The organism is Rhizobium sp. BK112, from assembly GCF_014193215.1.
Lineage (GTDB): Bacteria > Pseudomonadota > Alphaproteobacteria > Rhizobiales > Rhizobiaceae > Rhizobium > Rhizobium anhuiense.
Genome location: NZ_JACHYZ010000001.1, coordinates 579,199 through 604,472, shown reverse-complemented (window position 1 = coordinate 604,472; position 25,274 = coordinate 579,199). Strand labels below are relative to the sequence as shown.

24 protein-coding genes are annotated in these 25,274 nt (G+C 62.3%); 8 read left to right on the top strand and 16 right to left on the bottom strand.

Features of this window, described 5'->3' with window-relative positions; genetic code table 11:
• Positions 1-86: 86 nt before the first annotated feature.
• Complete coding sequence (pncA, locus tag FHT75_RS02840; RefSeq protein WP_063474605.1) at positions 87-713, top strand: bifunctional nicotinamidase/pyrazinamidase; 627 nt, start codon at positions 87-89, stop codon at positions 711-713.
• A gap of 95 nt (positions 714-808) precedes the next feature.
• Positions 809-1,474 carry a dihydrofolate reductase family protein gene (locus FHT75_RS02835; RefSeq protein ID WP_063474604.1) on the top strand — a complete coding sequence of 222 codons (666 nt, stop codon included), beginning with the start codon at positions 809-811 and terminating at the stop codon, positions 1,472-1,474.
• 92 nt (positions 1,475-1,566) lie between these two features.
• Here FHT75_RS02835 and FHT75_RS02830 read toward each other — a convergent pair whose 3' ends face one another.
• Complete coding sequence (locus tag FHT75_RS02830) at positions 1,567-1,830, bottom strand: DUF2164 domain-containing protein (RefSeq protein WP_047610898.1); 264 nt, start codon at positions 1,828-1,830, stop codon at positions 1,567-1,569.
• A gap of 133 nt (positions 1,831-1,963) precedes the next feature.
• Between FHT75_RS02830 and FHT75_RS02825 the strand changes: the two genes are divergently transcribed.
• Positions 1,964-2,695: an AzlC family ABC transporter permease gene (locus tag FHT75_RS02825; protein WP_063474603.1), complete on the top strand. Its 732-nt coding sequence runs from the start codon at positions 1,964-1,966 to the stop codon at positions 2,693-2,695.
• Between the two features lie 3 nt (positions 2,696-2,698).
• Positions 2,699-3,007 (top strand): AzlD family protein, encoded by a 309-nt coding sequence (locus FHT75_RS02820; RefSeq protein ID WP_047610903.1) that lies wholly within the window; start codon positions 2,699-2,701, stop codon positions 3,005-3,007.
• Positions 3,008-3,038: 31 nt separating this feature from the next.
• On the opposite strand, the gene FHT75_RS02815 is transcribed toward FHT75_RS02820, so the two are convergent.
• The gene (locus FHT75_RS02815; RefSeq protein WP_063474602.1) at positions 3,039-4,874 is read right to left on the bottom strand and encodes an aminopeptidase P family protein; all 1,836 of its coding nucleotides are present in this window, start codon (positions 4,872-4,874) and stop codon (positions 3,039-3,041) included.
• A gap of 278 nt (positions 4,875-5,152) precedes the next feature.
• Between FHT75_RS02815 and FHT75_RS02810 the strand changes: the two genes are divergently transcribed.
• Complete coding sequence (locus FHT75_RS02810) at positions 5,153-5,326, top strand: hypothetical protein (protein WP_012758267.1); 174 nt, start codon at positions 5,153-5,155, stop codon at positions 5,324-5,326.
• 310 nt (positions 5,327-5,636) lie between these two features.
• Here FHT75_RS02810 and FHT75_RS02805 read toward each other — a convergent pair whose 3' ends face one another.
• Together FHT75_RS02805 and FHT75_RS02800 are read right to left on the bottom strand one after the other, a co-directional pair.
• Entirely contained in the window at positions 5,637-6,515 is an 879-nt protein-coding gene (locus FHT75_RS02805; protein ID WP_047610908.1) for a 50S ribosomal protein L11 methyltransferase, read from the bottom strand.
• Positions 6,516-6,583: 68 nt separating this feature from the next.
• Positions 6,584-7,186 carry an SCO family protein gene (locus FHT75_RS02800; protein WP_183844631.1) on the bottom strand — a complete coding sequence of 201 codons (603 nt, stop codon included), beginning with the start codon at positions 7,184-7,186 and terminating at the stop codon, positions 6,584-6,586.
• A 392-nt stretch (positions 7,187-7,578) separates the two neighbouring features.
• Between FHT75_RS02800 and FHT75_RS02795 the strand changes: the two genes are divergently transcribed.
• Together FHT75_RS02795 and FHT75_RS02790 are read left to right on the top strand one after the other, a co-directional pair.
• Entirely contained in the window at positions 7,579-9,543 is a 1,965-nt protein-coding gene (locus FHT75_RS02795) for a methyl-accepting chemotaxis protein (RefSeq protein WP_063474601.1), read from the top strand.
• 2 nt (positions 9,544-9,545) lie between these two features.
• The gene (locus FHT75_RS02790) at positions 9,546-10,013 is read left to right on the top strand and encodes a chemotaxis protein CheW (protein ID WP_017965084.1); all 468 of its coding nucleotides are present in this window, start codon (positions 9,546-9,548) and stop codon (positions 10,011-10,013) included.
• 230 nt (positions 10,014-10,243) lie between these two features.
• Here FHT75_RS02790 and FHT75_RS02785 read toward each other — a convergent pair whose 3' ends face one another.
• Positions 10,244-10,735 carry a CreA family protein gene (locus tag FHT75_RS02785; RefSeq protein WP_063474600.1) on the bottom strand — a complete coding sequence of 164 codons (492 nt, stop codon included), beginning with the start codon at positions 10,733-10,735 and terminating at the stop codon, positions 10,244-10,246.
• A 76-nt stretch (positions 10,736-10,811) separates the two neighbouring features.
• On the bottom strand, positions 10,812-11,402 hold the full coding sequence (locus tag FHT75_RS02780) for a 3'-5' exonuclease (protein WP_047610917.1): 591 nt from the start codon (positions 11,400-11,402) through the stop codon (positions 10,812-10,814).
• Between the two features lie 281 nt (positions 11,403-11,683).
• Here FHT75_RS02780 and FHT75_RS02775 point away from each other — a divergent pair, with 281 nt between their 5' ends.
• Positions 11,684-12,220, top strand: coding sequence for a GNAT family N-acetyltransferase (locus FHT75_RS02775; protein ID WP_063474599.1), 537 nt, complete (start codon positions 11,684-11,686; stop codon positions 12,218-12,220).
• Positions 12,221-12,254: 34 nt separating this feature from the next.
• Here the strand turns inward: FHT75_RS02775 and ligA are convergent, their stop codons facing one another.
• The 10 genes from ligA to aqpZ form a co-directional block, all read right to left on the bottom strand.
• Positions 12,255-14,411, bottom strand: coding sequence for an NAD-dependent DNA ligase LigA (ligA, locus tag FHT75_RS02770; RefSeq protein WP_063474598.1), 2,157 nt, complete (start codon positions 14,409-14,411; stop codon positions 12,255-12,257).
• Positions 14,412-14,513: 102 nt separating this feature from the next.
• Positions 14,514-15,050 (bottom strand): DUF6886 family protein, encoded by a 537-nt coding sequence (locus FHT75_RS02765; RefSeq protein WP_063474597.1) that lies wholly within the window; start codon positions 15,048-15,050, stop codon positions 14,514-14,516.
• Positions 15,051-15,141: 91 nt separating this feature from the next.
• Positions 15,142-16,815: a DNA repair protein RecN gene (gene recN / locus FHT75_RS02760; protein ID WP_063474596.1), complete on the bottom strand. Its 1,674-nt coding sequence runs from the start codon at positions 16,813-16,815 to the stop codon at positions 15,142-15,144.
• 5 nt (positions 16,816-16,820) lie between these two features.
• Positions 16,821-17,690 (bottom strand): outer membrane protein assembly factor BamD, encoded by an 870-nt coding sequence (locus tag FHT75_RS02755; protein WP_174824440.1) that lies wholly within the window; start codon positions 17,688-17,690, stop codon positions 16,821-16,823.
• Positions 17,691-17,947: 257 nt separating this feature from the next.
• On the bottom strand, positions 17,948-18,904 hold the full coding sequence (gene lpxC / locus FHT75_RS02750; RefSeq protein ID WP_047610927.1) for a UDP-3-O-acyl-N-acetylglucosamine deacetylase: 957 nt from the start codon (positions 18,902-18,904) through the stop codon (positions 17,948-17,950).
• 262 nt (positions 18,905-19,166) lie between these two features.
• Positions 19,167-20,885, bottom strand: a complete 1,719-nt coding sequence (gene ftsZ / locus FHT75_RS02745) for a cell division protein FtsZ (RefSeq protein ID WP_047610929.1) — start codon at positions 20,883-20,885, stop codon at positions 19,167-19,169.
• 55 nt (positions 20,886-20,940) lie between these two features.
• Positions 20,941-22,272: a cell division protein FtsA gene (ftsA, locus tag FHT75_RS02740; protein ID WP_047610931.1), complete on the bottom strand. Its 1,332-nt coding sequence runs from the start codon at positions 22,270-22,272 to the stop codon at positions 20,941-20,943.
• Positions 22,269-23,201, bottom strand: a complete 933-nt coding sequence (locus FHT75_RS02735; RefSeq protein ID WP_063474594.1) for a cell division protein FtsQ/DivIB — start codon at positions 23,199-23,201, stop codon at positions 22,269-22,271. Before FHT75_RS02735 ends, ftsA begins: the two co-directional genes overlap by 4 nt.
• A complete protein-coding gene (locus FHT75_RS02730) occupies positions 23,189-24,115 on the bottom strand; it encodes a D-alanine--D-alanine ligase (protein ID WP_047610935.1) in 927 nt (308 codons plus the stop codon). Before FHT75_RS02730 ends, FHT75_RS02735 begins: the two co-directional genes overlap by 13 nt.
• Before the next feature lie 272 nt (positions 24,116-24,387).
• The gene (gene aqpZ, locus FHT75_RS02725; protein ID WP_280178063.1) at positions 24,388-25,089 is read right to left on the bottom strand and encodes an aquaporin Z; all 702 of its coding nucleotides are present in this window, start codon (positions 25,087-25,089) and stop codon (positions 24,388-24,390) included.
• Between the last annotated feature and the right edge of the window lie 185 nt (positions 25,090-25,274).

The following is a 25,274-nucleotide window of genomic DNA, read 5'->3' as shown; positions in this document are numbered from 1 at the left end:
GCGCCGCCGCGCCTGGAAATCCACTAGTTGATGCATTGAGTGTGCTTGGCGTCTTACACTGCAATAAAGCGAAGGGATTGGGCTTGATGAAAGCGCTGCTGCTCATCGACATTCAGAACGGCTTCTGCCCGGGCGGCAATCTGCCGGTACCTGATGGCGACAAGGTGATTCCCGTCGCAAACAGGCTGATCGATAGCGGCAAATACGATCTGATCGTCGCCTCGCAGGACTGGCATCCGCCGGGCCACGGCAGCTTCGCCTCCGCCCATCCGGGCGCGGCCCCCTTCGAGATGGGTGAACTCTCGGGCAAGCCGCAGATGATGTGGCCCGACCACTGCATTCAGGGTACGCTCGATGCGGAACTGCATCCTGCGCTCAGATCGGAAGAGATCGATCTGATCCAGCAGAAGGGCGAGCATCCCTATATCGACAGCTATTCGGCCTTCCGCGACAATGACCGCGATGCCTCGACCGGCCTTTCCGATTTCCTCGAGGACCAGGGCATCACCGACCTCGACGTCTGCGGGCTCGCGACCGACTATTGCGTCAAATTCTCCGCGCTCGACGCGCTGGAGATGATGCCGGGTGTCCGCGTGCGCTTCATCGAGGATGCAAGCCGCGGCATCACGCCCGAAGGTGTCGCCGCCGCCATCGAGGAGATGCGGGCGCATGGCATCGCGATCATCGACAGCGCCAAGGTCTTGTCAGATTAAGTCAGATCGCGCCTAAAAAACCACGCGTCGAATGTCGGATCGGTGCAAGCCGATCCGTCCTTGGCTCTGAACACACCAACAATGGGAGTTGAGAGATGAGAAAGCTTGTTGCTGCAGCCTTCGTCAGCCTGGATGGCGTCATGCAGGCGCCGGGCGCGCCACAGGAGGATCCGACCGGCGGCTTCACGCTTGGCGGTTGGACCGTCAATTATTGGGACGAGCCGATGAGCCAGTTCATGGGCGGGATCTTTACCGACCCCTTCGAACTGCTGCTCGGCCGCAGGACTTACGAGATTTTTGCCGCGCATTGGCCCTTCGTCGAGAAGGACGATCCGATCGGCCAGGTCTTCAACGCCGTGACCAAATATGTCGCGACCAGCTCCACGGAACCGCTCGACTGGGAGAATTCTATCGCCTTGCGTGGCGACGTCGCTGCCGAAATCGCCCGGCTGAAGCAGGAGGACGGTCCCGCCCTCCTGACGCAGGGCAGCAGCGGCCTGCTGCAGACCCTGTTGGCGCACGACCTGATCGACGAATTCCGGCTTCAGACCTTCCCGCTCGTGCTTGGCCCGGGCAAACGCCTCTTCGGTCAAGGCGCCAAGCCGGAGGCGCTGAAGCTGACCGCCAATAGCGTATCGACGACGGGCGTCATCATGAGCGTCTATGAGCGTGCGGGCGCAATCAAGACAGGCACGTTCGAGCTGGCGCAGCCCTCGGAGGCCGAAATCGCTCGCCGGGAGCGGATGAAGCGCGAGGGCTGATCCTCTGCGATCTTGCGGGCCGCGGCGCCGCCGCGTCCCGTTATGGCGACAGCGCCGTGCTCCTTCTCAGATGCGTAGGGAACGCTGTAGAACTATGCGGTAGTGCCCTTGTTCTTCTCCTCGCGCTCCAACAGATAGATGTCTTCCGCCAGGTCCTCCATCTTCCTCAGAAGGGCGGCATGCGCATCGCGAAGACCCTGATTGTAATAATGGGCGCCGATCTCGTCCGCGAAGAAATCGAGCAGGAACTCCGCCGGCAGCACGCCGATCGGCTGGTCGAGCTCCGCCTCGAAATAGCGGCGGATGCTTGAAACGATCGCCGCCTTCGCCTCCTTGGAAAATTCGATCTTCTTCATGGTTTCCTCTTGGCCGAATGCACTCGGAAGTTTGATGGTTCAGCGAAATCGATTGGTCAATCAAGGAAATTCAATTGCCGTTGCAAGCCATAGACCATAAGGGGAAACCTGAATTCCAACCGGACAAGATCACATGAATCGCGCCGACTTTGTTGAAGGTTTGCGGGGCGGCTTTGCCGTTGCGCTGGCATCGGCGCCCTTTGGCGCCCTGTTCGGAGCGCTGGCCGTCGAAAACGGCATGTCGCTTTCCGAAGCCGCCTTCATGAGCGCCACCGTCTATGCCGGCGCCAGCCAGATGGTCGGCATCGAACTCTTCGGCCACAATGTCCATGCCTGGCTGATCGTGCTGTCGATCCTCGCCGTCAATTTCCGCCACGTGCTCTATTCGGCGGCGATGGCGCGCTATATCGGCCAGTTCACGCCGGTCCAGAAATTTTTCACCTTCTTCCTGCTCGTCGATCCGCAATTTGCCGCAGCGGTGAAACGCGGCGAGTCGGGTCTGCCGGTCAGCTTCGCCTGGTATTTCGGTTTCGGCATCATCATCTACGTTCCCTGGGTGCTGATCAGCGTCCTGGGCGGCATGCTCGGCGGCTTCATCGGCGATCCCAAGGCGATCGGCCTCGATATCCTGCTGCCGGCCTATTTCCTCGGCATCGTCCTTGGTTTCCGCAAGCGCGACAATTTTCTGCCCGTGGCGCTCGTCAGCGCCGTCGCATCAGTCCTCGCCTATCGCTATGTCGGCTCGCCCTGGCATGTCAGCCTCGGCGCCGCCGTCGGCATCGTGCTTGCCGCCCTGCTGCCGCTGCCGCCGCAAGCGCCGGATCTCGAAGCCGACGCCCTGCAATCCGAAGTGCACGAGGTTTGAGCCATGGAATTCGATCTTCACATGGCGCTCGTCATCTTCGCCGCCGCGGTCGCCACTTTCGCCACCCGCATCGGCGGCTACATCCTCATCACCCGAATGAAGAGCATTCCGCCGCGCATGGAGGCGGCGCTGAATGCCGTGCCGGCCGCCGTGCTGACGACGCTGGTCGCCCCCGCCTTCTTCATCGGCGGCTGGGAGTCGAAACTGGCGCTGATCGTCGCCCTCTTCGTCGGCCTGCGCGTTTCGCATACATGGATGCTGGTCGCCGCCTGGATCGTCGTGATGACCTGGCGCCACACGATCGGCGCCTGAGGGCTGCAGCGCCGGCGCGTCGACGCCGTTCTCAATATTCCAGCGGCAGCGTCGCGTTTTCGAGCCATGCCCTGACATCGTGATCGTGGATCAGCGGCATCAGCGCCTCGCGTGTGCGGCGGTGGTAGTCGTTGAACCAATGCAGCTGGTCATGGGTCAGAAGCTCTGGAATGACGAGGCTGCGGTCGATCGGGCAGAAGGTCAGCGTCTCGAAACCGAGCATCGCCGTATCGCCGCCCTCGATCTCTTCGGCGCCGCGCACATAGATCAGGTTCTCGATGCGAATGCCGAAGCTGCCGGGCCGGTAATAGCCCGGCTCGTTCGAAAGGATCATGCCGGGCAGCAGTTCCTGTGTCGAAAGCCTGGAGATGCGCTGCGGGCCCTCATGCACCGAGAGGTAGGAACCGACGCCATGGCCCGTGCCGTGGGCGAAATCGGCGCCTGCCCGCCACAGCGCGATGCGCGCCAGCGGATCGAGGTCGCAGCCGCGCGTGCCTTTCGGGAAACGCGCCGTGCTGATCTCGATCATGCCCTTCAACACCAGCGTGAAGAAGCGCCGATGCTCTTCGGTTACCCTGCCGATGCCGACCGTGCGGGTGATGTCGGTCGTGCCGTTGATATATTGCGCGCCGGAATCGATCAGGAAGAGTTCGCCGGCCTCGATCATCCGGTTGGTCTCGGTCGTCACGCGGTAATGCATGATCGCCGCATGTTCGCCCGCACCCGAAATCGTGTCGAAGGAAATGTCCTTCAGCGGGTTCTGCATGCTCTGGCCGACACGGGCGCGCGCCGCTTCGAGACGCTCGGCCGCGACAATCTCGCTCACCGTGCCGGGTTTTTCCTGCGACAGCCAGTAGAGGAATTCCACCATCGCCGCCCCGTCCTGCAGATGCGCGGCGGCCGAGCCGTTGATCTCGACGTCGTTCTTCACCGCGCGCGGCAGCTTGGCGGGATCGGCGCCCTCCACCACTTCGCCGCTCGCCCGGCGGATGATTTCCGCCAGCGCATAGGAAGCGATATCGGGGTCGATCAGCACGCGGCCGCCATTCCGGGAAACGGCAGCGAGTCTCTCCTCCAGCGCCGAGGGCGGCAGCTGCGTGCAGATCTGCCCGAGATAGGCCTCCGGCTCGATGCCCGTCTTGCGTTTGTCGAGGAAGAGCTCGGCTCGGCCGTCGGCATGAATGATGGCGCGCGCCAGCGGATGCGGCGTGTGCGGCACGTCGGCGCCGCGGATATTGAAGATCCAGGCGACCGAAGAGGGATCGGCGATCAGCACCGCAGCGAGGTTCTTCTTCGAAAGATCGGCCGCAACTGTCGCGATCTTCTCTCTGGCCAGCACGCCGGCCTGCGCGACGTTCTGGATGCTGACCGCGCCGAGCGGCTCGGCCGGCCGGTCGCTCCAAAGCCTGTCGAGCGGATTGTGCGGCAGGAAGACCAGCGTGCCGCCGATCTGCGAAAGCGCCTTTTCCAGACGACGCACCTCGGCACCCGCATGCAGCCAGGGATCGATGCCGAGCCGCAGGCCCTTGGCGCCGTTTGCGGCCAGCCAGACATGCGGCGGCTCATTGACAAGATCGCCGCCCGAAAAGACCGAACCGTCGACCTGTTCGGCAAGCTGTGTCACATAGCGCCCGTCAACGAAAACGATCGCCTGCGTGCGCAGGATCAGCGCAATACCCGCCGACCCGGTAAAGCCCGTCAACCATGCGAGACGCTCCGAACCTGCGGGAACGTATTCACCGTTGAACTCGTCGGCGCGCGGTACGAGGAAGGCGTCGATGCCGAGCGAATCGAAACCGGCGCGCAACGCCGATACACGATCCCTGCCGAATTGCGGCGTGGAAGTGACCTCGAAAGACTGGAACATGCTGGAAATCCGAATGGTTGAGACGAATCCGGTTAATGGGATAGCTGCCATGTTAGCGGAATTTCAACCGATGGGGAGAAAAAGCGACGAAACGAGTCGAAACCCTTGGGGCCGCTCAACATTTTGGCAGAACTGTGACACGAAATCGTAATTTGGCACGCTTTATGCATTGGCCGCATGGCTCCCATGAGCAAAACCCTCTGCCTCCGCATTTCAGAATAGCTATATAGACGCCATCGAACGGTTCGCGATGAACCCGAAACAAAGGAATTCTTGAAATGACCGCCTCTCTCTCGCGCTTCGCATATAGCAGCCCGGTGCAGGCTGGCGAACGCCAGACCGTGCGTCACGTGATCGGCGCCCGCCGCCCGCAGAACGAGGACAGCCTCAAGCTGCTCGGAGCCGGCCAGCGCGCTACGCGCCACAAGGGCGCCCTCAGCTACGCGTTCTAAGCCTGAAAGCCCGTCCGTCTCCTCCCTCCCGGACCGGCCTATTGGAATGCAGTAGAGCCCGCTTGAGCGCTCCTCCCCTTGAGCTCGCGGGCATTGGCCGGATAGACCGGTCCAAGGCGGTGCCATCGGCACCGCCTTTTTTCTTGTCTTAGGAAGAGTGCGAGTCGTGGCGTCGTGGGGATGGAGCGCAAGCCCCTCCTCGCTCATTCCTGTGACAGGCACAGCATTGGGGCGGGGAAGGAACCTGGTGCCCCAAGCAAGCGTGACGTAGGCTAAGGCCCTAACCCCACTCAGAAACAACCCAGCAAAATTACGGTCGATCGAAGTGGATCGTCACCCAGCCATTGCGCCATATGGTCCGCACATGGCGAAGCCGTGCGCCGCTATAGGCGGCAATCACCTTCCAGCGCTGCGCGGCTAGAATGCCCGAAAGAATCACCGATCCACCCGGCGCAAGATGCGTCGCGAGCTTCGGCGCCATGCGGATCAGCGGGCGGGCGAGAATGTTGGCGATGATCAGATCGAAGGGACCGTGTTCGGAAAAGGCCGTTGAATGAAAGCCCGGCGCGGTCCTGGTGACGATGCCCGACGCGATGCCGTTGCGGCGCACGTTCTCGGCCGCCACCCGTGTCGCGACCGGATCGATATCCGTCGCCAGCACCGGAATATTCTTGAGCTTGCGCACCGCAATCGCCAGCACGCCGCTTCCGGTGCCGAGATCGAGGGCATTGCGGACCGGGCGTGAGCGCACCACGGCATCGATCACTTCGAGGCAGCCGGCAGTCGTGCCGTGATGGCCGGTGCCGAAGGCCTGGCCGGCATCGATCTCGATGGCGATATCGCCGGGGCGGACCTTGTCGCGATCATGCGAACCATGCACCAGGAAGCGCCCTGCCCTGACGGGCTTCAGCCCCTCCAGCGATTTCACCACCCAGTCGACCTCGGGGATGACTTCCCGCTCCAACCGGGCATCGGGGAAAGAGGTCTTCAGTGCATCCTCGACGCGGGAACGCACTTCGGCCTCGTCCTCGGCCATCATATAGATCGAGGCTTCCCAGATATCCTTCTTCTCATCGATCTCGGTGGTGCCGATGGCAAAGTCTTCTTCGCCGAAGACCGTGCTCAGAAGGTCGAGAATCTCTTCGGCCTTGCTTTCGGTCGTCGTCACGTAAAGGCGGATTTCACTCACGATAGGCGGTCTTTCCCGTTTCCGTTGCCCGCCGCCGGTCGGGCCAACGCCCCATCACGCTGAAACCATCACCCCTTGCTGACGAGATTCTCCAGCTTCTTTACCGCCGTGTCCGGGTTTTCGCCATAGGCGATCGTTCCTGAAAACCGCCCGGCCGAATCGAGCAGGAAGACCGAGGCGGTGTGATCCATCGTATAGTCGACATTCGGATCCTTCTCGTCGACCGGCACCTTCTTGGCGTAGACGCGGAATCCCTTGATGACCTCGGCGACCTTGTCAGGCGCACCTGATATGCCGGTGATCCGCTTGGAAACATTGGAAACGTACTGGTTCATGATCTCGGGCGTGTCGCGCTCCGGATCGACGGTGACGAAATACGCCTGGAGCTTGTCGCCCTTCGGATCGACCTTCTCCATCCAGCCGTTCAGCTCGAAAAGCGTCGTCGGGCAGACTTCCGGGCAATGGGTGAAGCCGAAAAACAGCGCCGTCGGCTTGCCGCGCAACGCCTGCTCGGTGATCGGCTGGCCCGTCTGGGAGACCAGGGTAAAGGGCACGCCGAAGGGAGCCTCCGCCACTACATTCCCCGATCTGCTGAGATAGTACGAGAACCCGCCGAGAAACCCGGCCAGTATCAGGACACCGACCCAGACGGCGATGCGGAAAGTCTTCATTGGATGATCCTCGATCCAGGCGGATATCTGCCGCCCACCCCTTGTGCCCCGCGTGATTATAGCCCCGACCGGACGCGCGCAATTCAACAATATGTTTTCTGACCCGTGATTGATTGTCTCACTGATAGAGGCCATCCACAGCGGAAAATCTGCCCGTCGAAATTGCCATGGATCGAAAAACATCGTGTTTTGAATAATTTGCTTTTGAAGCGAACAGACAGTCTCAAGGCACATATCGTTAGGAAAGACTTAAGCCGTCATATCTATATTTAGCAATGCGTGCGGCTCCATCGAGCCGTTCTGACATGAAGTCTGCCGAGTGGCAAAAACCCCGGACGTCCGCATGAGGGTAGGAGAACATAAACCCGAGCGGTTTGTGGAGGGGTCTTTTCATGACGAATTCAGCAGTGCGCAAGAGCCTGTCAGTCAGCCAGCGGCTCTGGACGCTCGGTGGCGCGGCCTTCCTCGGTTTCGGAACGATGCTTGGCGTCGGCTGGTACGAGAACATGCGGGTCGATGCCAGCCTGCGTAGCGCCAGCGAGATCCAGACGAGCGTCAACCATATCGACGACATGCGCCTTGCGAACCTGACGATGGTGCTGGCCGCCATGGATATCATCGTCGACAAGGACGACAAGGCGGTGGAGCCGGAGCGCATCAAGCTGATCGGCGATTCGCTCACCGCCCTTTCCGGCGGCTCGAAGGAAATGCGCCGGCTTGCCGAAGAAATGCATGACGATGGTCTGTTGAAAAGCTATGACGCCGACGTCGCCGCAATGGGCAAGGCGATCCAGGTCGATCTCGTCGCTCTGGTTCAACAGGGTGCGCCCGATGCCGAGTTCGACAAGATCGACGACACGATTGACGGCGCCGGCGAGGAGCTGACCAAAACGCTCGACAAGCTCGCCGCTGACGGCACCGTCTTTGCCCAGCAGCATGTCGATCTTGCCAATGCCGTATCGCGGGAAGCCCTTGTTCTCCAGATCGGCCTCGGCATCTTCGCCATCCTCAGCATGGGTATTCTGCAATATGTCCATGGCGGCTCGATCCGCCGCGGCATCGGCGCCGTGCGCGAAAGCATGCAGCGCATCATGAACGGCGATTTCGCCAGCGACGTTGCCGAAAAGAGCCGCGGCGACGAGATCGGCGAAATGGCCCGCGCCGCCGACAGTTTCCGTCTCGCCGCCATCGAGAAGCGTAACCTCGAGACGCAGAACCAGACCGACAGGCAGCGCAGCGATGCCGAGCACCGTGAGCGCGAAGCCGCAAAGCTCGCCGACGCCGAAGCTCTGAACGCCGCCGTCACCGCCCTCGGCCACGGCCTTACCCGCCTGTCGGAAGGCGACGTGACCGTTACGATCGACCAGCCTTTCCGCGAGGAACTGGAGCGCCTGCGCCGCGACTTCAACCAGACGACGGCAACGCTGCGCAAGGCGATGAGCGACATCGCCGTCAACAGCAGCTCGATCGAGGCGAACAGCCGCCAGATGCGCGCTGCCGCCGACGACCTCGCCAAGCGTACCGAGCAGCAGGCCGCGTCGCTCGAAGAGACGTCAGCCGCCCTCGACCAGATCACCGCCACCGTCCGCAACGCGACCAACCGCGCCGAGGAAGTCGGCCATATGGTCACCCATACCCGTGAGAACACGGCGAAGTCGGATATCGTCGTCGGCGACGCAATGGCGGCGATGCAGCGAATCGAAGGCGCGTCCCGCGAGATCGGCAAGATCATCAACGTCATCGACGAGATCGCCTTCCAGACGAACCTTCTGGCGCTCAACGCCGGCGTCGAGGCAGCACGCGCCGGCGAAGCCGGCAAGGGTTTCGCCGTCGTTGCCCAGGAAGTACGCGAACTCGCCGGCCGCGCCGCCGGCGCTGCCAAGGATATCAAGACCTTGATCGGAAAATCCGGCGACGAAGTGAAGATCGGCGGCGAACTGGTGACGGCCGCCGGCGAAGCGCTTCGCCAGATCGGCGAAGATGTTCTGCGCATCGACGAACATGTTAAATCAATCGTAACCTCTGCGCGCGAACAATCAGTGGGACTGAATGAAATCAATACGTCCATCAGCCAGATGGATCAGGTCACGCAGAAGAACGCGGCCATGGTGGAAGAGACGAACGCTGCAAGCCATACGCTCGCCATCGACGCGGAAAACCTGACGCAACTGGTCAAGCAGTTCAAGACCGGCGAGGGCATGAGCGCCCGGCAAACGCCGCGAGAGGCAAATGCCGCCTCGCATTCGAGACCATCTCCCGCGCGCAACCTGATCGGCAAAGTCGCGGGCGCATTCAACGGCGGTTCTGCCGCCAAAGTCATCGCCTCTCCCGCCGGGGACAACTGGGAAGAATTCTGACCATGAACAACAACGCCATCAAGCAATCGGGCGCCTATCTCGAAATCGTTTCGTTCCACCTGGGCGACCAGGAGTTCTGCATCGACATCATGGCCATCCGCGAAATCCGCGGTTGGGCGCCGGTGACGCCGATGCCGCACACCCCGCCCTACGTGCTGGGTCTCATCAACCTGCGCGGCGCGGTGATCCCCGTCATCGACATGGCCTGCCGCCTCGGCATGAAGATGACCGAGCCCTCCGAGCGCTCGGCGATCATCGTCACCGACATCGCCGGCAAACTGGTCGGCCTGTTGGTCGAGCAGGTTTCCGACATGATGACCATCAAGAGCGAAGACCTGCAGCCGCCGCCGGAAATCATCCCGGAAGCCCAGCGCGCCTTCTGCCGCGGCATCGTCGCGCTCGAAAAGACCATGGTCTGCTTCCTGAACCTCGACACGGTCATTGCCGACGAGCTGACGCAGGCGGCTTGATATTTCTCCGTTTGCGTATTGGAAGGCCCGGCTCGTCCGGGCCTTTTCCGTTTGGTGTGGAGCATAAGCCAGCATCGGATCAGCTTTAGGGAGGGACTAAGCTCAGGCCCCGCCTCGCTCCTCCCGAAACGTCAAAGATCTGGAAAGCGGGTGCGACAAGTTAAGCCCCTCCCCCTTGTGGGGCGGGCTTTTCAATAACGAACGCGAAAAATCCAGGAACCTTCCCGCCCCTACGGCTTCCCGTTCTTCCACACAACATTCTGCCCATAGAGCGGAATGGTCGAGATCGACATCTTCGCCGAACCGTCCGTCAGTTCGCGCGAATGGGCGAGATAGATCAGCGTGTCGTTGGTCTTGTCGTAGATGCGGTTGACGACCAGCGTTTTCCAGATCAGGGACATGCCCTGGCGGAACACCTCGGTGCCGTCCTTGGACAGGTCGATATTGCCGATCTCGATCGGCCCCGTCTGCCGGCAGGCGATGGAATTGTTGGACGGGTCTTCGAACCAGTTGCCGTTCTTGAACCGGTCGATCAGGCTGCGGTCGAAATAGGTGACGTGGCAGGTAACGCCCTTGACCTCAGGGTCGGAGACCGCCTCGACAATGATGTCGTTGCCGATCCAGTCGACCCCGACCTTGCCGACCACCTCGGCCGAGACGACCCCGGCGGAAAGAACGGAGAAAGAGAAGGCGGCGAGGAGAAGATTGCGCAGCTTGGACATGGCGGCTCCCTGAATGATCCGGATTCTAGATAAGCATGCACTCATGCTTTGCAAGAAATCGCCGTTGCGAGAACGCTCAGCCTTTCCGGCAGGTGCAGGGCTCGTAGGCCCGCGCCGTCAGCCGGCCGGGCCTCATGCCGATCAGCGCCGGTATGGCGTGAACGGCGTTCGCCTTGACCGCCTTCGCCATTTCGATCGCCGCCGCCGCGCAGACCGCTGCATCCTCGGCGGCGTTATGATGCACGAAACGCAGGCCGAGATGCTCGGCGATCAGGTTCAGCCGGTGCGAGAGGAAGTGCGGCCAGATCCGCTGCGCCATCTTCAGGCTGCAGAGATAGGTAAGCTCCGGATAGGATTGCCGGTAGAGATCGAGACACGCCCGCCAGACGCTGAAATCGAAGGCGGCATTGTGCGCGATCATCGTGGCACCGCGAAAATCCTCGTGGAACTCGTCCATCACCTCGGGAAATTCGGGCGCATCCTCGACATGCTCCGGCCGGATGCCGTGAATTGCGATGTTCATTCCGGAAAAACGCATGTCTCGCGGCCGGATCAGTCGCTCTTCGACGCGCGTCACCCTGCCATCCTCGATCCAGGCAAGGCCGACCGAACAGGCGCTGCCGCGCTGTTCGTTCGCCGTCTCGAAGTCAATCGCGATGGTTTTCAATGCAGCAACCCGAATCGTTTCTCCAGGCACAGGAATACCGCCCCGCTTCCCACCGCGCAAATTCGGCACGACGCATGGTTGACTTTTTAACCCGCATATCGAAACCTACCTGCCATGATCGGCTTCGTGACCATGGCAACGCTTATTCATCACACCACGACCCTGGAAGGGTACGCGGGAGCGATGGCGCGTTAGCAGCGATCCGATCATCCCGAAACCCTGCCGAGGCGAGCAGGGTTTTCGGAAACCGGCTCTCCTCGTAAAACCGATGGAGAGCATGAATGTCCGAAAACGAAGAGAATGAACCGCGCGGCCGGGCGCCCCTGCCGGACGGCGTCCTGGTGCGTGCCGTCCGCCTTTCCGATGCCGAGGAGATCACCGATCTCATAAATCTGCCGGGCTACCGGGCAGGTACCTTGCGGCCGCCATACCAGGCAGTCGAGGAGGTTCGCAAGCACATGGAAAATCCCTCCCCGGGCGCGCTCAACCTTGTCGTCACCCTGAATGGCAAGATCGTCGGCAGTGGCGGCCTCAACCGTCTTTCCGGCCGCAGGCAACACGTCGCCAGCATCGGCATGGGCGTGCATGACGACTTCACCGGCCGCGGCTTCGGACGGATCCTGCTCGGCGCATTTGTCGACGCTGCCGATGACTGGCTCGATATCAGACGGCTGGAACTGACCGTCTATACCGACAACGATGTCGCCATCGGTCTCTACCGCAAATTCGGCTTCGAACAGGAAGGCCTGCTAAGGGCTTTCGGATATCGCGCCGGTCAATATGTCGACGCCTATACGATGGCACGGCTCAGGCTATGAGCGAGCGGGAGGCTGGCGGCCTGCCCTCAGCCCTTCACCCGCTGATCAACGCCAGCCATTCATCCTCGTCCATCGTCTGCACGCCGAGCTCGCGCGCCTTGTCGAGCTTGGAGCCGGCGCCGGGGCCGGCAACGACGATGTCGGTCTTCTTGGAGACCGATCCCGCCACCTTGGCGCCGAGGCTTTCCGCCCTCGCCTTCGCCTCGTCGCGGGTGAATTTTTCCAGCGACCCGGTGAAGACGACGGTCTTGCCGGCGACCGGGCTGCCCGCCGTCACCGGCTGTTCGGCCTCCTCGGGCGTCACCTCCTCGATAAGCCGGGTGATCACCTCGACATTGCGCGGCTCCTTGTAGAATTCGACGATAGCCCGCGCCACGACCTCGCCGATGCCCTCGATGGCATTGAGATCGTTCCAGGCGTCGCCGGCTAGCGTCTCGGCCTCCCGCATCCCCGTCTCGAAGGCCGCATAGGTGCCATAGGAGCGCGACAGCAGCTTCGCCGTGGTCTCGCCGACATGACGGATGCCGAGCGCGTAGATGAAGCGGTGGAGCGCAATGCTGCGCCGTTCGTTGATCGCCGCATAGAGCTTGCCGACGCTGACCTTGCCGAAGCCGTCGATATTTTCGAGCTTGGTCAGCGATTGCTGCTGGCGCTTCTCCAGCGTGAAGATGTCGGGCGCGGTGCGGATCTGCAGCGACGGATCTTCATTTTCGAAGAAGAAGTCGATCTGCTTCGAACCGAGCCCTTCGATATCGAAAGCGTTGCGCGAAACGAAGTGCTTCAGATGCTCCGTCGCCTGCGCTCGGCAGATGAAGCCGCCGGTGCAGCGGCGCACCGAATCCATCTTGCCGGTCTTCTCGTTGACCTCGCGCACCGCATGCGAACCGCAGACCGGGCATGTCTTCGGGAATTCGTAGGGCCGGGCGTCGGCCGCGCGTTTTTCCATCACGACATCGAGGATCTGCGGAATGACGTCGCCGGCGCGCTGGACGATGACGGTATCGCCTTCGCGGATATCGTGTTCCTCCGGCCGGATGCGCTCGCCGCTATTGCCGATGCCCTTGATGTAATCCTCGTTGTGCAGCGTCGCATTGGTGACGACGACGCCGCCGACCGTGATCGGCTTCAGCCGCGCCACCGGCGTCAGCGCCCCGGTGCGGCCGACCTGGATCTCGATCTTCTCGACCTCGGTGAAGGCCTGTTCGGCCGGAAACTTATGCGCCGTCGCCCAGCGCGGCGAACGCGAGCGGAAGCCGAGGCGCTGCTGCAGTTCGAGACTGTCAACCTTATAAACAACGCCGTCGATGTCGTAGTCGAGATCCGGGCGCTCGAGGCCGATCTCGTCATAATGCGCCAGGATGTCGGCGACCGAATTCAACCGCTTCATCAGCGGGTTGACCGGAAAACCCCAGTCTCTGAAGGTCTGCACCATGGCGAACTGTGTATCGGCGGGCATCTCCGACATCTCGCCCCAGGCATAGGCGAAGAATTTGAGCTTGCGGCTCGCCGTCACTTTGGCGTCGAGCTGGCGCAGCGACCCGGCCGCGGTGTTGCGCGGATTGACGTAGGTCTGTTTGCCCTCCGCCTCCATCTGCCGGTTCAGCGCCAGGAAATCGCTTTTGGCCATATAGACTTCACCGCGGATCTCGACGACGGCGGGCACGCCCTTCGGCAGCTCGTTGGGGATCTCGGAGATGGTCCGGATGTTGGCGGTGACGTTCTCCCCCGTCGTCCCGTCTCCGCGCGTCGCAGCCGTCACCAGCCTGCCGTTCTCGTAACGGATCGACATCGAGAGACCGTCGATCTTCGGCTCGGCGGTAAAGGCGATCGACTGGTCCGGCAGACGGCCGAGGAAGCGATAGACGCCGGCGACGAAATCCTGCACGTCCTCCTGCGAGAAGGTGTTGTCGAGCGACAGCATCGGCCGCGCATGGACGACAGGCGAAAACGTCACGGAGGGCGCTGCACCAACATGCCGCGATGGGCTGTCTTCGCGGATCAACTCGGGAAAGCGTGCTTCCAGCGCATCATTGCGGCGCTTCAGCGCGTCGTAATCGGCATCCGAAATCTCCGGCTGGTCCTTGCCGTGATAGAGCGCATCGTGATGCGCGATCTCCTTTGCCAGCCGTTCGAGCTCGGCAGCAGCCTCTTCGATCGTCAACGTGTCGACGGCGGAACCTTCGATGGACATGGAATAACACTCCAGGGAATCTGGCCAGAAATCTGGATTGTTTTTAGAGCAAAAATTCCGGATGAAAAGGGAGGCCGCGCATGCCGCGCTGCGAAGATCGATCTACCCATCCTGTTCCCAATCCCGCGCATTGCGCAGCCGGATGCCGCTGACATGCAAGCCCGTGTCCCAAAGGCTCTTCAACGGCGCAAGACTATCGACCACCCTGAGCTCCACGCCGCGCGGGGCAAACTCCCGGTCGAGCCGCGAGACGGCGGTGCGCTCGATGGGAACAACGCGTCTGCGGGCCACCCACATGCCGGCATCATCCAGATCCTCGAAATCCCCAGCCGGCAGCTCGTAGCGATGGATCGTCTCCGCCGAGAGCCTTTCCAACCAGTGACGCTCGACATAGGCCGCGGCCCTGCAATCCCCGAGCCAGTGCCGTCGCTCGGCCTCCGGCGTCTCGGGTGTGGCCCAGATCAGTATCCGCGGGCAGTCGCGCGGAAAGAGATACATGAAGTCATGGTCGCCATCGATTGCCCAAACGAGCGGACCGTTCAGCCATTCCCGGCCCGCCGGGCGAATCGAGGGTACGCGAACCGGGTGCGGTTCGAACACCGCAATGTCGGGATCGTCGCTGAAATGGAAAAGGCGCATGGCAACAGATCGGCGCGGATCGGAATGTTACGGATAGCGCAAAGCGAGATGTTCGTCACCGCCGTCGGCCTTACCGACAGCCGAGTTGCGATCAGCCGTTGCCGGCCAGCAGCCGCTTCGCCGCGGCCCTCGCCTCTTCGGTCACCGATGCCCCGGCCAGCATGCGGGCGATCTCCTCGGTTCGGTCCTTCTGCGCCATCGTCGCGACGCGCGTAGCGATCTTTTCGGATCCCTCGGCCGCCGGTCCCTTGGAGATCAACAGATGCGTCGCCGCCCTTGCTGCGACCTGCGGCGCATGCGTGACCGACAGCACCTGCACCCGCTCCGACAGCCGCTTCAGCCGCTGGCCGATCGCATCGGCCACCGCACCGCCGACGCCGGTGTCGATTTCGTCGAAGACCAGCGTCGGAGCAGATCCGCGATCGGCCAGCGCCACCTTCAACGCCAGCAGGAAACGTGAGAGTTCGCCGCCGGAGGCAACCTTCATGATCGAGCCCGGCCGCGTGCCGGGATTGGTCTGGACATGGAACTCGACCACATCGATGCCTTCAGCCAGGGCCTCGTGCGCATCCGTGGTGATCTCGACCATGAAACGGGCGCGTTCGAGCTTCAGCGCCGGCAGCTCGGCCATGACAGCCGCAGCCAAGGCAATACCGGCATGATGGCGCTTGTCGGAGAGCGAGCGCGCCGCCGTATCGTAGTTTTCACGGGCCAGGCCGACCTCGGCTTCGAGCCGCGCCAGCCGCTCCTCACCCGCGTCGAGATCGGCAAGGTCGGCGATCATGCGGACGGCAAGCGCAGGCAACTCGGTAACGGGCACGGAATATTTGCGCGAGGCGGCCCTGAGCGCAAAAAGCCGCTCCTCTACGCGCTCCAGTTCCCTCGGATCATATTCGGTCTTGCGCAGCGCCGCCTCGACTTCCATCTGCGCGTTGGAAAGCTGGTCGAGCGCGGCATCGAGCAGCGCCACCGTGTCTTCGAGCAGTCCCGGCGCCTCATGGCTCTTGCGCTCCAGCCGGCGCACCAGCGAGGCGATGTGAGGCACCGGCGAGGCATTGCCGTTCAGGAACTCGGAGGCCTCGGCGATATCGCCGGCGATTCGTTCGGCCTTCATCATTTTCTGCCGGCGGTCGGCGAGTTCTTCCTCCTCGCCATCCTGCGGCGAGAGCTTCTCGAGTTCCTCGACGGAAGAGCGCAGATAGTCGGCTTCGCGCGCCGCACTTTCCACCTTCTCGCGGTGCTTCTTCAGTGTCCGCTCGCTGTCGCGCCACAGGCGATAGAGCCGGGAAACCTCCGAAACCTCGTCGGTGAGGCCGGCGAAGGCATCTAGCAGAGTGCGGTGGGCATTGGTGTCGACCAAAGCGCGGTCGTCGTGCTGGCCATGGATTTCGACCAGCATTTGACCGGCCTGGCGCATCAGCTGCACGCTGACCGGTTGGTCGTTGACATAGGCCTTGGTGCGCCCGTCCGCCGATTGCTGGCGACGGAAGATCAGATCGCCCTCGTCATCGATGCCGTTTTCGCGCAGGAGTGTGCGGGCGCCGTGATCCATGCCGACGTCGAACACCGCCGTCACCTGGCCCTTGTCCTCGCCATGGCGCACCAAGTCGCCGTCGCCGCGCCCGCCGAGCGCCAGCGACAAGCTGTCGAGCAAGATGGATTTGCCCGCCCCGGTCTCCCCCGTCAGCACGGAGAGGCCGGTCTCGAAGGCAAGATCCAGCCGCTCGATCAGGACGATATCGCGGATCGAAAGCTGGATCAGCATTGGCCTCAGGAACCGAGAAGAAGTTTCTTGCCTGCCGCAGCGATCCACGAGCCCTTGTTCTCACGCGGCTCGGCACCACCGGTCTGCAGCAGCTTGTAGGAATCGGCGTACCACTGGCTGTCGGGATAATTGTGACCCAGAACGGCAGCCGCCGTCTGCGCCTCGTCGACGATGCCCATGGCGTAATAAGCTTCGACGAGACGCGCTAGGGCCTCTTCGATCTGGTTGGTGTTCGGATATTTCTCGACGACGATGCGGAAGCGTGAGATCGCGGCGAGATATTCCTTCCGCTCCATGTAGTAGCGGCCGATCTGCATTTCCTTGCCGGCGAGCTGGTCGCGCGCGAAGCGGATCTTCGCCTGCGCGTCGTCGACATATTCGGAGTTCGGATAGTTGTCGATGACAGCCTGCATCGCCTCGATCGTCTTGGCCGAGGCGCGCTGATCCTGCGTCACGTCGACGATCTGCTTGGAATAGGTGAGACCGATGAGATACTGCACATAGGCGGCATCCTGGGACTTCGGATATTGCGACATGTAGCGGTTGCCCGACGCAAGCGCATCGTCCAGACGGCCCTGGCGGTATTTGACGAAGGTGCTCATCACAAGCGCCTTGCGCGCCCATTCGGAGAACGGGTTCTCGCGGTCGATCGCGTCGAACTTGCGCGCCGCTTCCGCCATGTTGCCGGCCTTCATATTGGCAAGGCCCTGGGTGTAGAGCACATCAGGCGGATCGGTTTCGAGGCCGAGCTTGGTGATGTCGATATCAGGGTCCGACTGGCAACCGGAGATCGCGGCGCCTGCGCTGAGCACCAGAAGCGATGCGAACAAAGCACGCGCTGTCTTCATCATACCTTCAGATCCTGCATAACCCATTCGAAAGAACCCCACTGCCGCCGCTCGCTCCACGGCAGCCACGCCTCGCTGGCGTTTCTAGCCACAAATGTGCATCAAGAGCAACGCAATGATAAGGCATTAACGCATTTTTGTGGCAGCCGCCGCAGAATGACCGGGCTTTTCATCTTCTTCCCGACCTGTGGCAGTCATGCATCTGCCTATTGCCGACGACGCGGCGGATATAAAAAAACCGCCTCTGGGAAAGAGGCGGCCTGGTCTTAAGAATGTGCTGGAGGTCATGCCGACCAGGGAGCGAATTCCGAAGCGCTAACTGCGATCAATTCGCGGGCAGCGACGCGCTGGCGCGGCGTCGACGTCTCCACGACCTCGTAGGCGGAGGGGTCGGCGAGCAGCGCCTTCAGCGCATTGGCGTTCATCTTGTGACCGCCGCGATAGGAACGGTAGCAGCCGATGAACGGCGCGCCGGCAAGCGACAGATCGCCGACGGCATCGAGCGTCTTGTGGCGGACGAATTCGTCCTTGGCGTAACGCAGCCCTTCGACATTGATGACGGTATTGTCGTCCGAGATGACGACGGAATTTTCAAGCGAGGAGCCGAGCGCGTGGCCCGACGCCCAGAGACGCTCGACATCGCGCATGAAACCGAAGGTGCGGGCGCGGGAAAGCTCTGCCTTGAAGACGGCGGCGTTCATGTCGCCGGCCCACTTCTGCCGGCCGATCAGCGGGCACTCGAAATCGATTTCGACTTCGAAGCGCGTCCCGTCATAGGGACGGAATTCGCTCCAGGAGCCGCCATGCTCGATTCTGACCGGCTTGGTGATACGGATATAGCGGCGCTTGACGCCGAGCGAGACGAGACCGACCTGCTCGATTGCCTCGACGAAGGGCAGCGAGCTGCCATCCATGATCGGCATTTCGGAGCCCTGCACCTCGATCACCACATTGTCGAGGCCGAGCGCATAGATGGCGGCCATGACATGCTCGATCGTCGCGACCGAATGGGCGGGCGAGAAGCCGAGCACGGTGCAGAGGTCGGTATTGCCGACCTGCGAGGAGACGGCCTTGAGTTCGGTGATGTCGCCATTGTCATGCAGGCGCTGGAAAACGACGCCGGTGCCCGATTCGGCCGGGTTCAGGGTGATCGAGACATCAGCGCCCGAATGCACTCCGATGCCTGAGAGCGTTACGGGACGCGATACCGTCGTTTGAAAACCCAGCAAGCCAATTGCCATAAATTCTGCCTTTTATTCTTCCGTACCGGCGGCCTGTCCGATCGGCACGGTCATCGTTCATTCTGCAGCAGGAGCCTGTCGAAAGGTCTCCTAGGGCAGTTTCCTTGCACCATACTTACGTGCGCCGGCGCTCCAATCCAAATCACTGTTTCTTTCGCTTTGTTACGAAGTCACGCAATTGAAATCACTTGCGAATCGCAGCCAGAAAAACGGCAATGCCCGGGACCTTGATCCCGGGCATGAACGGTGCCGAAGCACGGTATCAGTTCGACTGGCGACGCAGGAATGCCGGGATTTCCAGCTGGTCGTCTTCCTGCATCATCCGGGCCTGCGGAACCGCGCGGCCCTGGTCGTCGAGGTTGCCGCGACGCGGTGCGTAGAGGCTTGCCTCCGGCGACAGCGGACGGCGCTGCTGCGAAGCAGCCGGCGGTGCGGCGGTCATGTCGGCGGCAACGGCGTCGTCGTCACGGCGGCCAAGCGAATTGGTGATTCGCTTGAGCAGGCCCATCGGACCGCGCTCTTCCGCCGCATGCGCGGAGGCCGGCTGCGTGCGGTGGTCGAGTTCGGCCTGGACGACCGGCGGGAAATCCTCGACCTTCGGCATGCGCACCGGTTCGGGCGCCTGGCGGATGATCGGCTCCTGCCGGACCGGCTGCTGCTGAACCGGCTGGCTTATCACCGGCTGGCTCATGACGGGTGCCGGAGCCTGCTGCTGCACAGGGGCAGGACGCATTGCCGGAGCTTCCGGCGCAGGCGCGAAGATCTTGCTCTGCGGACGGAAGGTTTCCTGCTGTGGAGCCGGCTGCTGCAGCGGTGCGGCAGCACGCGGGGCCGGAATTTCGAGCTCGCGTTCCATCTCGGCTTCGCGGATGGTCTGCGCGATCGGATCCATGGCCTTCGGTGCCTGCATCACGGGGGCAGGCTGAACTGCGGCCGCTGCCGGAGCAACAGCCGCGGAGGGACGGATAGCGGGCCTTGCTGCCGGCTGGAGGTTCCGCTCGGCGGCTTCGTTCATCGCCCGGTCGATGCCGGTTGCGACGACCGAGACGCGGATGATGCCTTCGAGCGATTCGTCGAAGGTGGCGCCGAGGATGATGTTGGCGTCCGGATCGACTTCCTCGCGGATGCGGGTCGCGGCTTCGTCGACTTCGAAGAGGGTGAGGTCGCGACCGCCGGTGATGGAGATCAGCAGCCCTTGAGCGCCCTTCATCGAGGTTTCGTCGAGCAGCGGATTGGCGATTGCAGCCTCTGCGGCCTGGAGAGCGCGGCCGGAGCCGGAGGCTTCGCCGGTGCCCATCATCGCGCGGCCCATCTCGCGCATCACCGAGCGGACGTCGGCGAAGTCGAGGTTGATGAGGCCTTCCTTCACCATCAGGTCGGTGATGCAGGCAACGCCGGAATAGAGAACCTGGTCGGCCATGGCGAAGGCATCGGCAAAGGTCGTCTTGTCGTTGGCAATGCGGAAGAGGTTCTGGTTCGGAATGACGATCAGCGTATCGACAGACTTCTGCAGTTCCTGAATGCCCATCTCAGCCAGACGCATGCGGCGCCCGCCTTCGAAATGGAACGGCTTGGTGACGACGCCGACCGTCAGGATGCCCTTGTTGCGGGCTGCCTGCGCGACGACGGGAGCCGCACCCGTGCCGGTGCCGCCGCCCATGCCGGCGGTGACGAAGCACATATGCGTGCCGTTCAGGTGATCGACGATCTCATCGATGCACTCCTCGGCAGCCGCGCGGCCGACTTCCGGCTGCGAGCCGGCGCCGAGGCCTTCGGTGACGTTGACGCCGAGCTGGATGATGCGCTCGGCCTTCGTCATCGTCAGCGCCTGCGCATCCGTGTTGGCGACGACGAAGTCGACGCCCTGGAGGCCGGCGGTGATCATGTTGTTGACGGCATTGCCGCCACCGCCGCCAACGCCGAACACGGTGATGCGCGGCTTCAGCTCTGTGATGTCAGGCTTTTGCAGCTTGATGGTCATGGTACCTGTTCCTTCTCTCTCTGGCCGCATCGCCACGCCGGCCAATTACTCAATTTCAGAAGCTTTCCTTCAGCCACTGGCCCATGCGGGCTATCCGGCTGTTATTTCCCCCAAGCGACATGAGCAGACCGCTCTGTGACGCATGTGTCTCCATGTCCGCGACCTGCGGATAGATCATCAGGCCGACGGCCGTCGAAAAGGCCGGGCCCTTGGCCGCCGTCGGCAGCCCCGAGACGCCCATCGGGCGGCCGATGCGGACGTTGCGGGCAAGGATGCGCCGCGCCACATCGGCAAGACCGGTCAGCTGGCTCGCCCCGCCCGTCAGCACGACGCGTTTGCCGACGATCGGGCTGAAGCCGGAGCGCTGGATACGGTCGCGAATCAGTTCCATCGTCTCCTCGATTCGGGCCGATACGATGCGCGAAACCAGCGCCCGCGGCACCTGCGACGGCTGGTCGCGATCGTCCTCGCCGATCGGCGGGATCGAGATCAGCTCTCGCTCGTCGGAAGAATTCGAGAGGGCCGTGGCATGCACGACCTTCAGCCGCTCCGCATCCTCGATGCGGGTCGAAAGGCCGCGCGCGAGATCCGTGGTCACGTGATGGCCGCCGAGGCCGACGGCATCCGTGTGAACGAGCTTGCCTTCGGCAAAGACCGAGATCGTCGTCGTGCCGCCGCCCATGTCGATCGCCGCGCAGCCGAGCTCGACCTCGTCGTCGACGAGAGCCGCAAGGCCGGATGCATAGGGCGTCGCAACGATGCCCTCGACCGACAGATGCGCGCGGTTGACGCTGAGTTCGAGGTTCTTCAGCGCCGAGCGCTCCGCCGTGACGACATGCATGTCGACACCGAGCGCGTCGCCGTACATCGCCAGCGGATCGCGGATGCCCCGCTCGCCGTCGAGCGAGAAGCCGGTTGCCAGGGAATGCAGCACCGAACGGTCCTGACGCAGCGACTGCTGGCAGGCGGCCGACAACACCTTCTTCAGATCGTTGAGTTCGACTTCCTGACCGCCGAGATCGATGGTCGCGGTGTAGATGTCGCTGCCGAGGCGGCCGGCCGTCAGATTGACGATCAGGCTCTCGACGGTCAGCCCCGCCATGCGCTCGGCCGCGTCGACGGCAAGACGGATGACGCCTTCCAGCGCGTCGAGATCGGCGATGACGCCGGTCTTGATGCCGCGGGAACGCTGATGACCGATGCCGATGATCTCGATATTATGGGTGCGGCCCGGCAGGATCTGGCTTTCCTCGCGCGGCGTCAGCCGGCCGATCATGCAGACGACCTTGGTCGAGCCGATGTCGAGCACCGAAACGATATGCGACCGCTTCGACGAAAGCGGCTTCAGGCGCGGCAATCCGAAATGGGACGAACCGAACAAGCTCATATATTCTGCCCCGCCTTCTTCAATTCTTTCGTACGCTCCGTCACAACCGCCTGCCGGCGAACCGCCGCTTCCGGCGTCAGCTGGATCGCGGTTCTGTCAGGCAATCTCAGATCGACCGCAGCGATGTCCCGCTCGAGCAGCTGATGCTCCTTGTCGAACGTCGAAAGCGTCGCCAGTGCCTGGTCGATACCGTCTTCCGGCAGCTTGACGACGACGCCGTTGTCCATATGCAGGTCCCAGCGACGGCCGGATATCCAGACGTAGGCCTTCACGCGGGCCTTTACGTCGGGCCATTTCGAGAAGGCGTCGTCGAGTGATGCCGCCGCCGTTTCCGCATCGCGGCCGACGACGAGCGGCAGCGCCGAAAACTTGTTGTCGCGCAGCGGCGCAATGACGCTGCCGTTCTTCTCGATCAGGGAAAGCTCCTGCCCGTGCTGCCAGATCGCATAGGCCTGGCGCTCCTTGAGCTTCACTTCGATCGTCTTCGGATAGATCTTGCGAACCTCGACATTTTCGACCCAGGGAAGATGCGCGATTTTCCGGCGGGCGGCATCGACGTCGAGAGCGACCAGCGAGGTCGTGCCGTCGAGGCCGATCAGCTGCAGGATCTCGATTTCGGACGTCTCCGAATTGCCGGAGACCTTCACGTCCTCGATCGCAAAGCCTGCCGCCGTCGTTGTCGCCTGGGCGACGGCTTCGGTGTGGCCGCCGAGCGACATGCCGTAAAGCCCTGTCGCAGCCAGGAAAGCCAGCGCCGAGACCGTGCCGGTATGGGCTGGAATGTAGATGCGGCCGCTGCAGAGGCTGATCAGGAAGCGCGTGACCCGGCGCAGCGGGCGCGGCAGCACGAACCGCTCTTCGGCTTCCATCATCGGAAGCACGGCATGATGGCTGGGACGCCCTAACCTCTTGACCGTCAACGCAAACAAGACGCGTCCTCCACCATCCACCGGAGAAACTGACCAAAGGAATAGCCGGCATGACCGGCCATTTCGGGCACGAGCGAAGTTGGAGTCATGCCTGGCTGGGTATTGACCTCCAGCCAGATAATTTCGCCGTCTTCGGAGAAACGATCGTCGTAACGAAAGTCGGACCGACTGACGCCGCGACAACCGATTGCCTGATGCGCCCTTAGGGCCAATGTTTGTATTTTTTGGTAAATATTCGGTGAAATTTTCGCAGGGATGACGTGTTTTGAACCGCCCGCCGCGTACTTGGAGTCGTAATCATAAAAATTGTGTCCCTGCGGCACCACTTCCGTGACACCGAGCGGCGTTTCGCCCATGACACCACAGGTGAGCTCGCGGCCGTAGACATAGCGCTCGACGAGTACTTCCTCGCCGTAACGCCACTCGGGGGAGCTGACGACCTGCGGCGGATGCGCTTGGTCTTCGGTGACGATGACGACGCCGAAGCTCGAGCCCTCGCGGACCGGCTTCACCACATAGGGCGGCTTCATCGGGTGCGTCGCGGGGAAGGCGAAACGATTGACCACCTGCGATTCGGCGACCGGAATGCCGGCGGCGGCTGCAACAAGCTTCGCCTTGTCCTTGTCCATCGCCAGCGCCGAGGCAAGCACGCCGGAATGCGTATAGGGAATTTCCAGATATTCGAGGATGCCCTGGATGGTGCCGTCCTCGCCGAACGGGCCATGAAGCGCATTGAAGACGACATCGGGCTTCAGCGCGGCGAGTTTCTCGGAAACATCGCGCGCGACGTCGATCGTCGTCACGTCGAAGCCTTCAGCTTCGAGGGCTTCTGCGCAAGCCTTTCCCGAGGAAAGGCTGACCGGCCTTTCCGAGGAAAATCCGCCCATCAGGACAGCGACATGCTTGCGACTCATCAACACCCCCAAAAATAACTTCCATTCTCGAAAGCGACGCTTGCGCGAAGCTGTCTGCTCCGTTTCAGGCCTTTGTCCGACCTGCACGCATTAGAGCATCATTATGGTTAATGAAGTGTTTACTTTCGTTAACTCCGTCTTGCTGCGCCCTTCATTTTTTAACTTTCACCTCTTCGGAAATGTCGAGCGAGGATGCCCGCCGATCCGCGGAAAGAGAAAAGCCCGCGCGGAAAAACCACGCGGGCTCAATGGGATAGTTCGATATCTTGCAGTCAGTCGGCGTCGTCGAGGAATTTCCACACCAGTCCGCCGAGCGCACCACCCGCAAGCGGCGCAATCCAGAACAGCCAGAGCTGTTGCAGCGCCCAGCCGCCGACGAAAAGCGCCTGGCCGGTGGAACGTGCCGGATTGACCGAGGTGTTCGTCACCGGGATGGAAATGAGATGGATCAGCGTCAGCCCGAGGCCGATCGCAATTGGCGCGAAGCCGGCAGGCACCCGGCTGCTGGTCGATCCCAGGATGATGATCAGGAAGAACATGGTCAGCAGCACTTCGATCAGCAGCGCCGAAAGCATTGAATAGCCGCCCGGAGAATGATCGCCATAACCGTTGGCGGCAAAACCGCCGAGCTCGAAACCCGCCTTGCCGCTGGCGATAAGATAGAGCACTGCGGCCGCGGCGACGGCGCCGACAACCTGGACGACGATATAGGGAACCAGGCGCGCGGCGGGAAACCGGCCGGCGACCGTCAGACCGAGGGAAACGGCGGGATTGAAGTGACCGCCCGAAATGCCGCCCACGGCATAGGCCATGGTGAGCACGGTCAGGCCGAACGCAAAGGCCACGCCGACAAAACCGATCCCCAGTTCGGGAAAGGCCGCTGCCAGCACGGCGCTGCCGCATCCGCCGAAGACCAGCCAGAATGTGCCAAGAAACTCGGCAACAAGACTCTTTTGCATGCGCGCCTCCTCCATTTCAACCAAAGGGTTAATAATGCTTCAGCCACAATTTGATTCCGGTCAAGCGCGCCGGCATGCGCGCAGCAAGCTTCACGCAAGGAGCGAGAAACCGCAGGTTCGAGACGCGATGCTTGCGACGCGAGGAGACGTTTTCTTAGATCTGAAATTGCGTTAAGACCCGCCGGCCTCCCAAGGCGTTC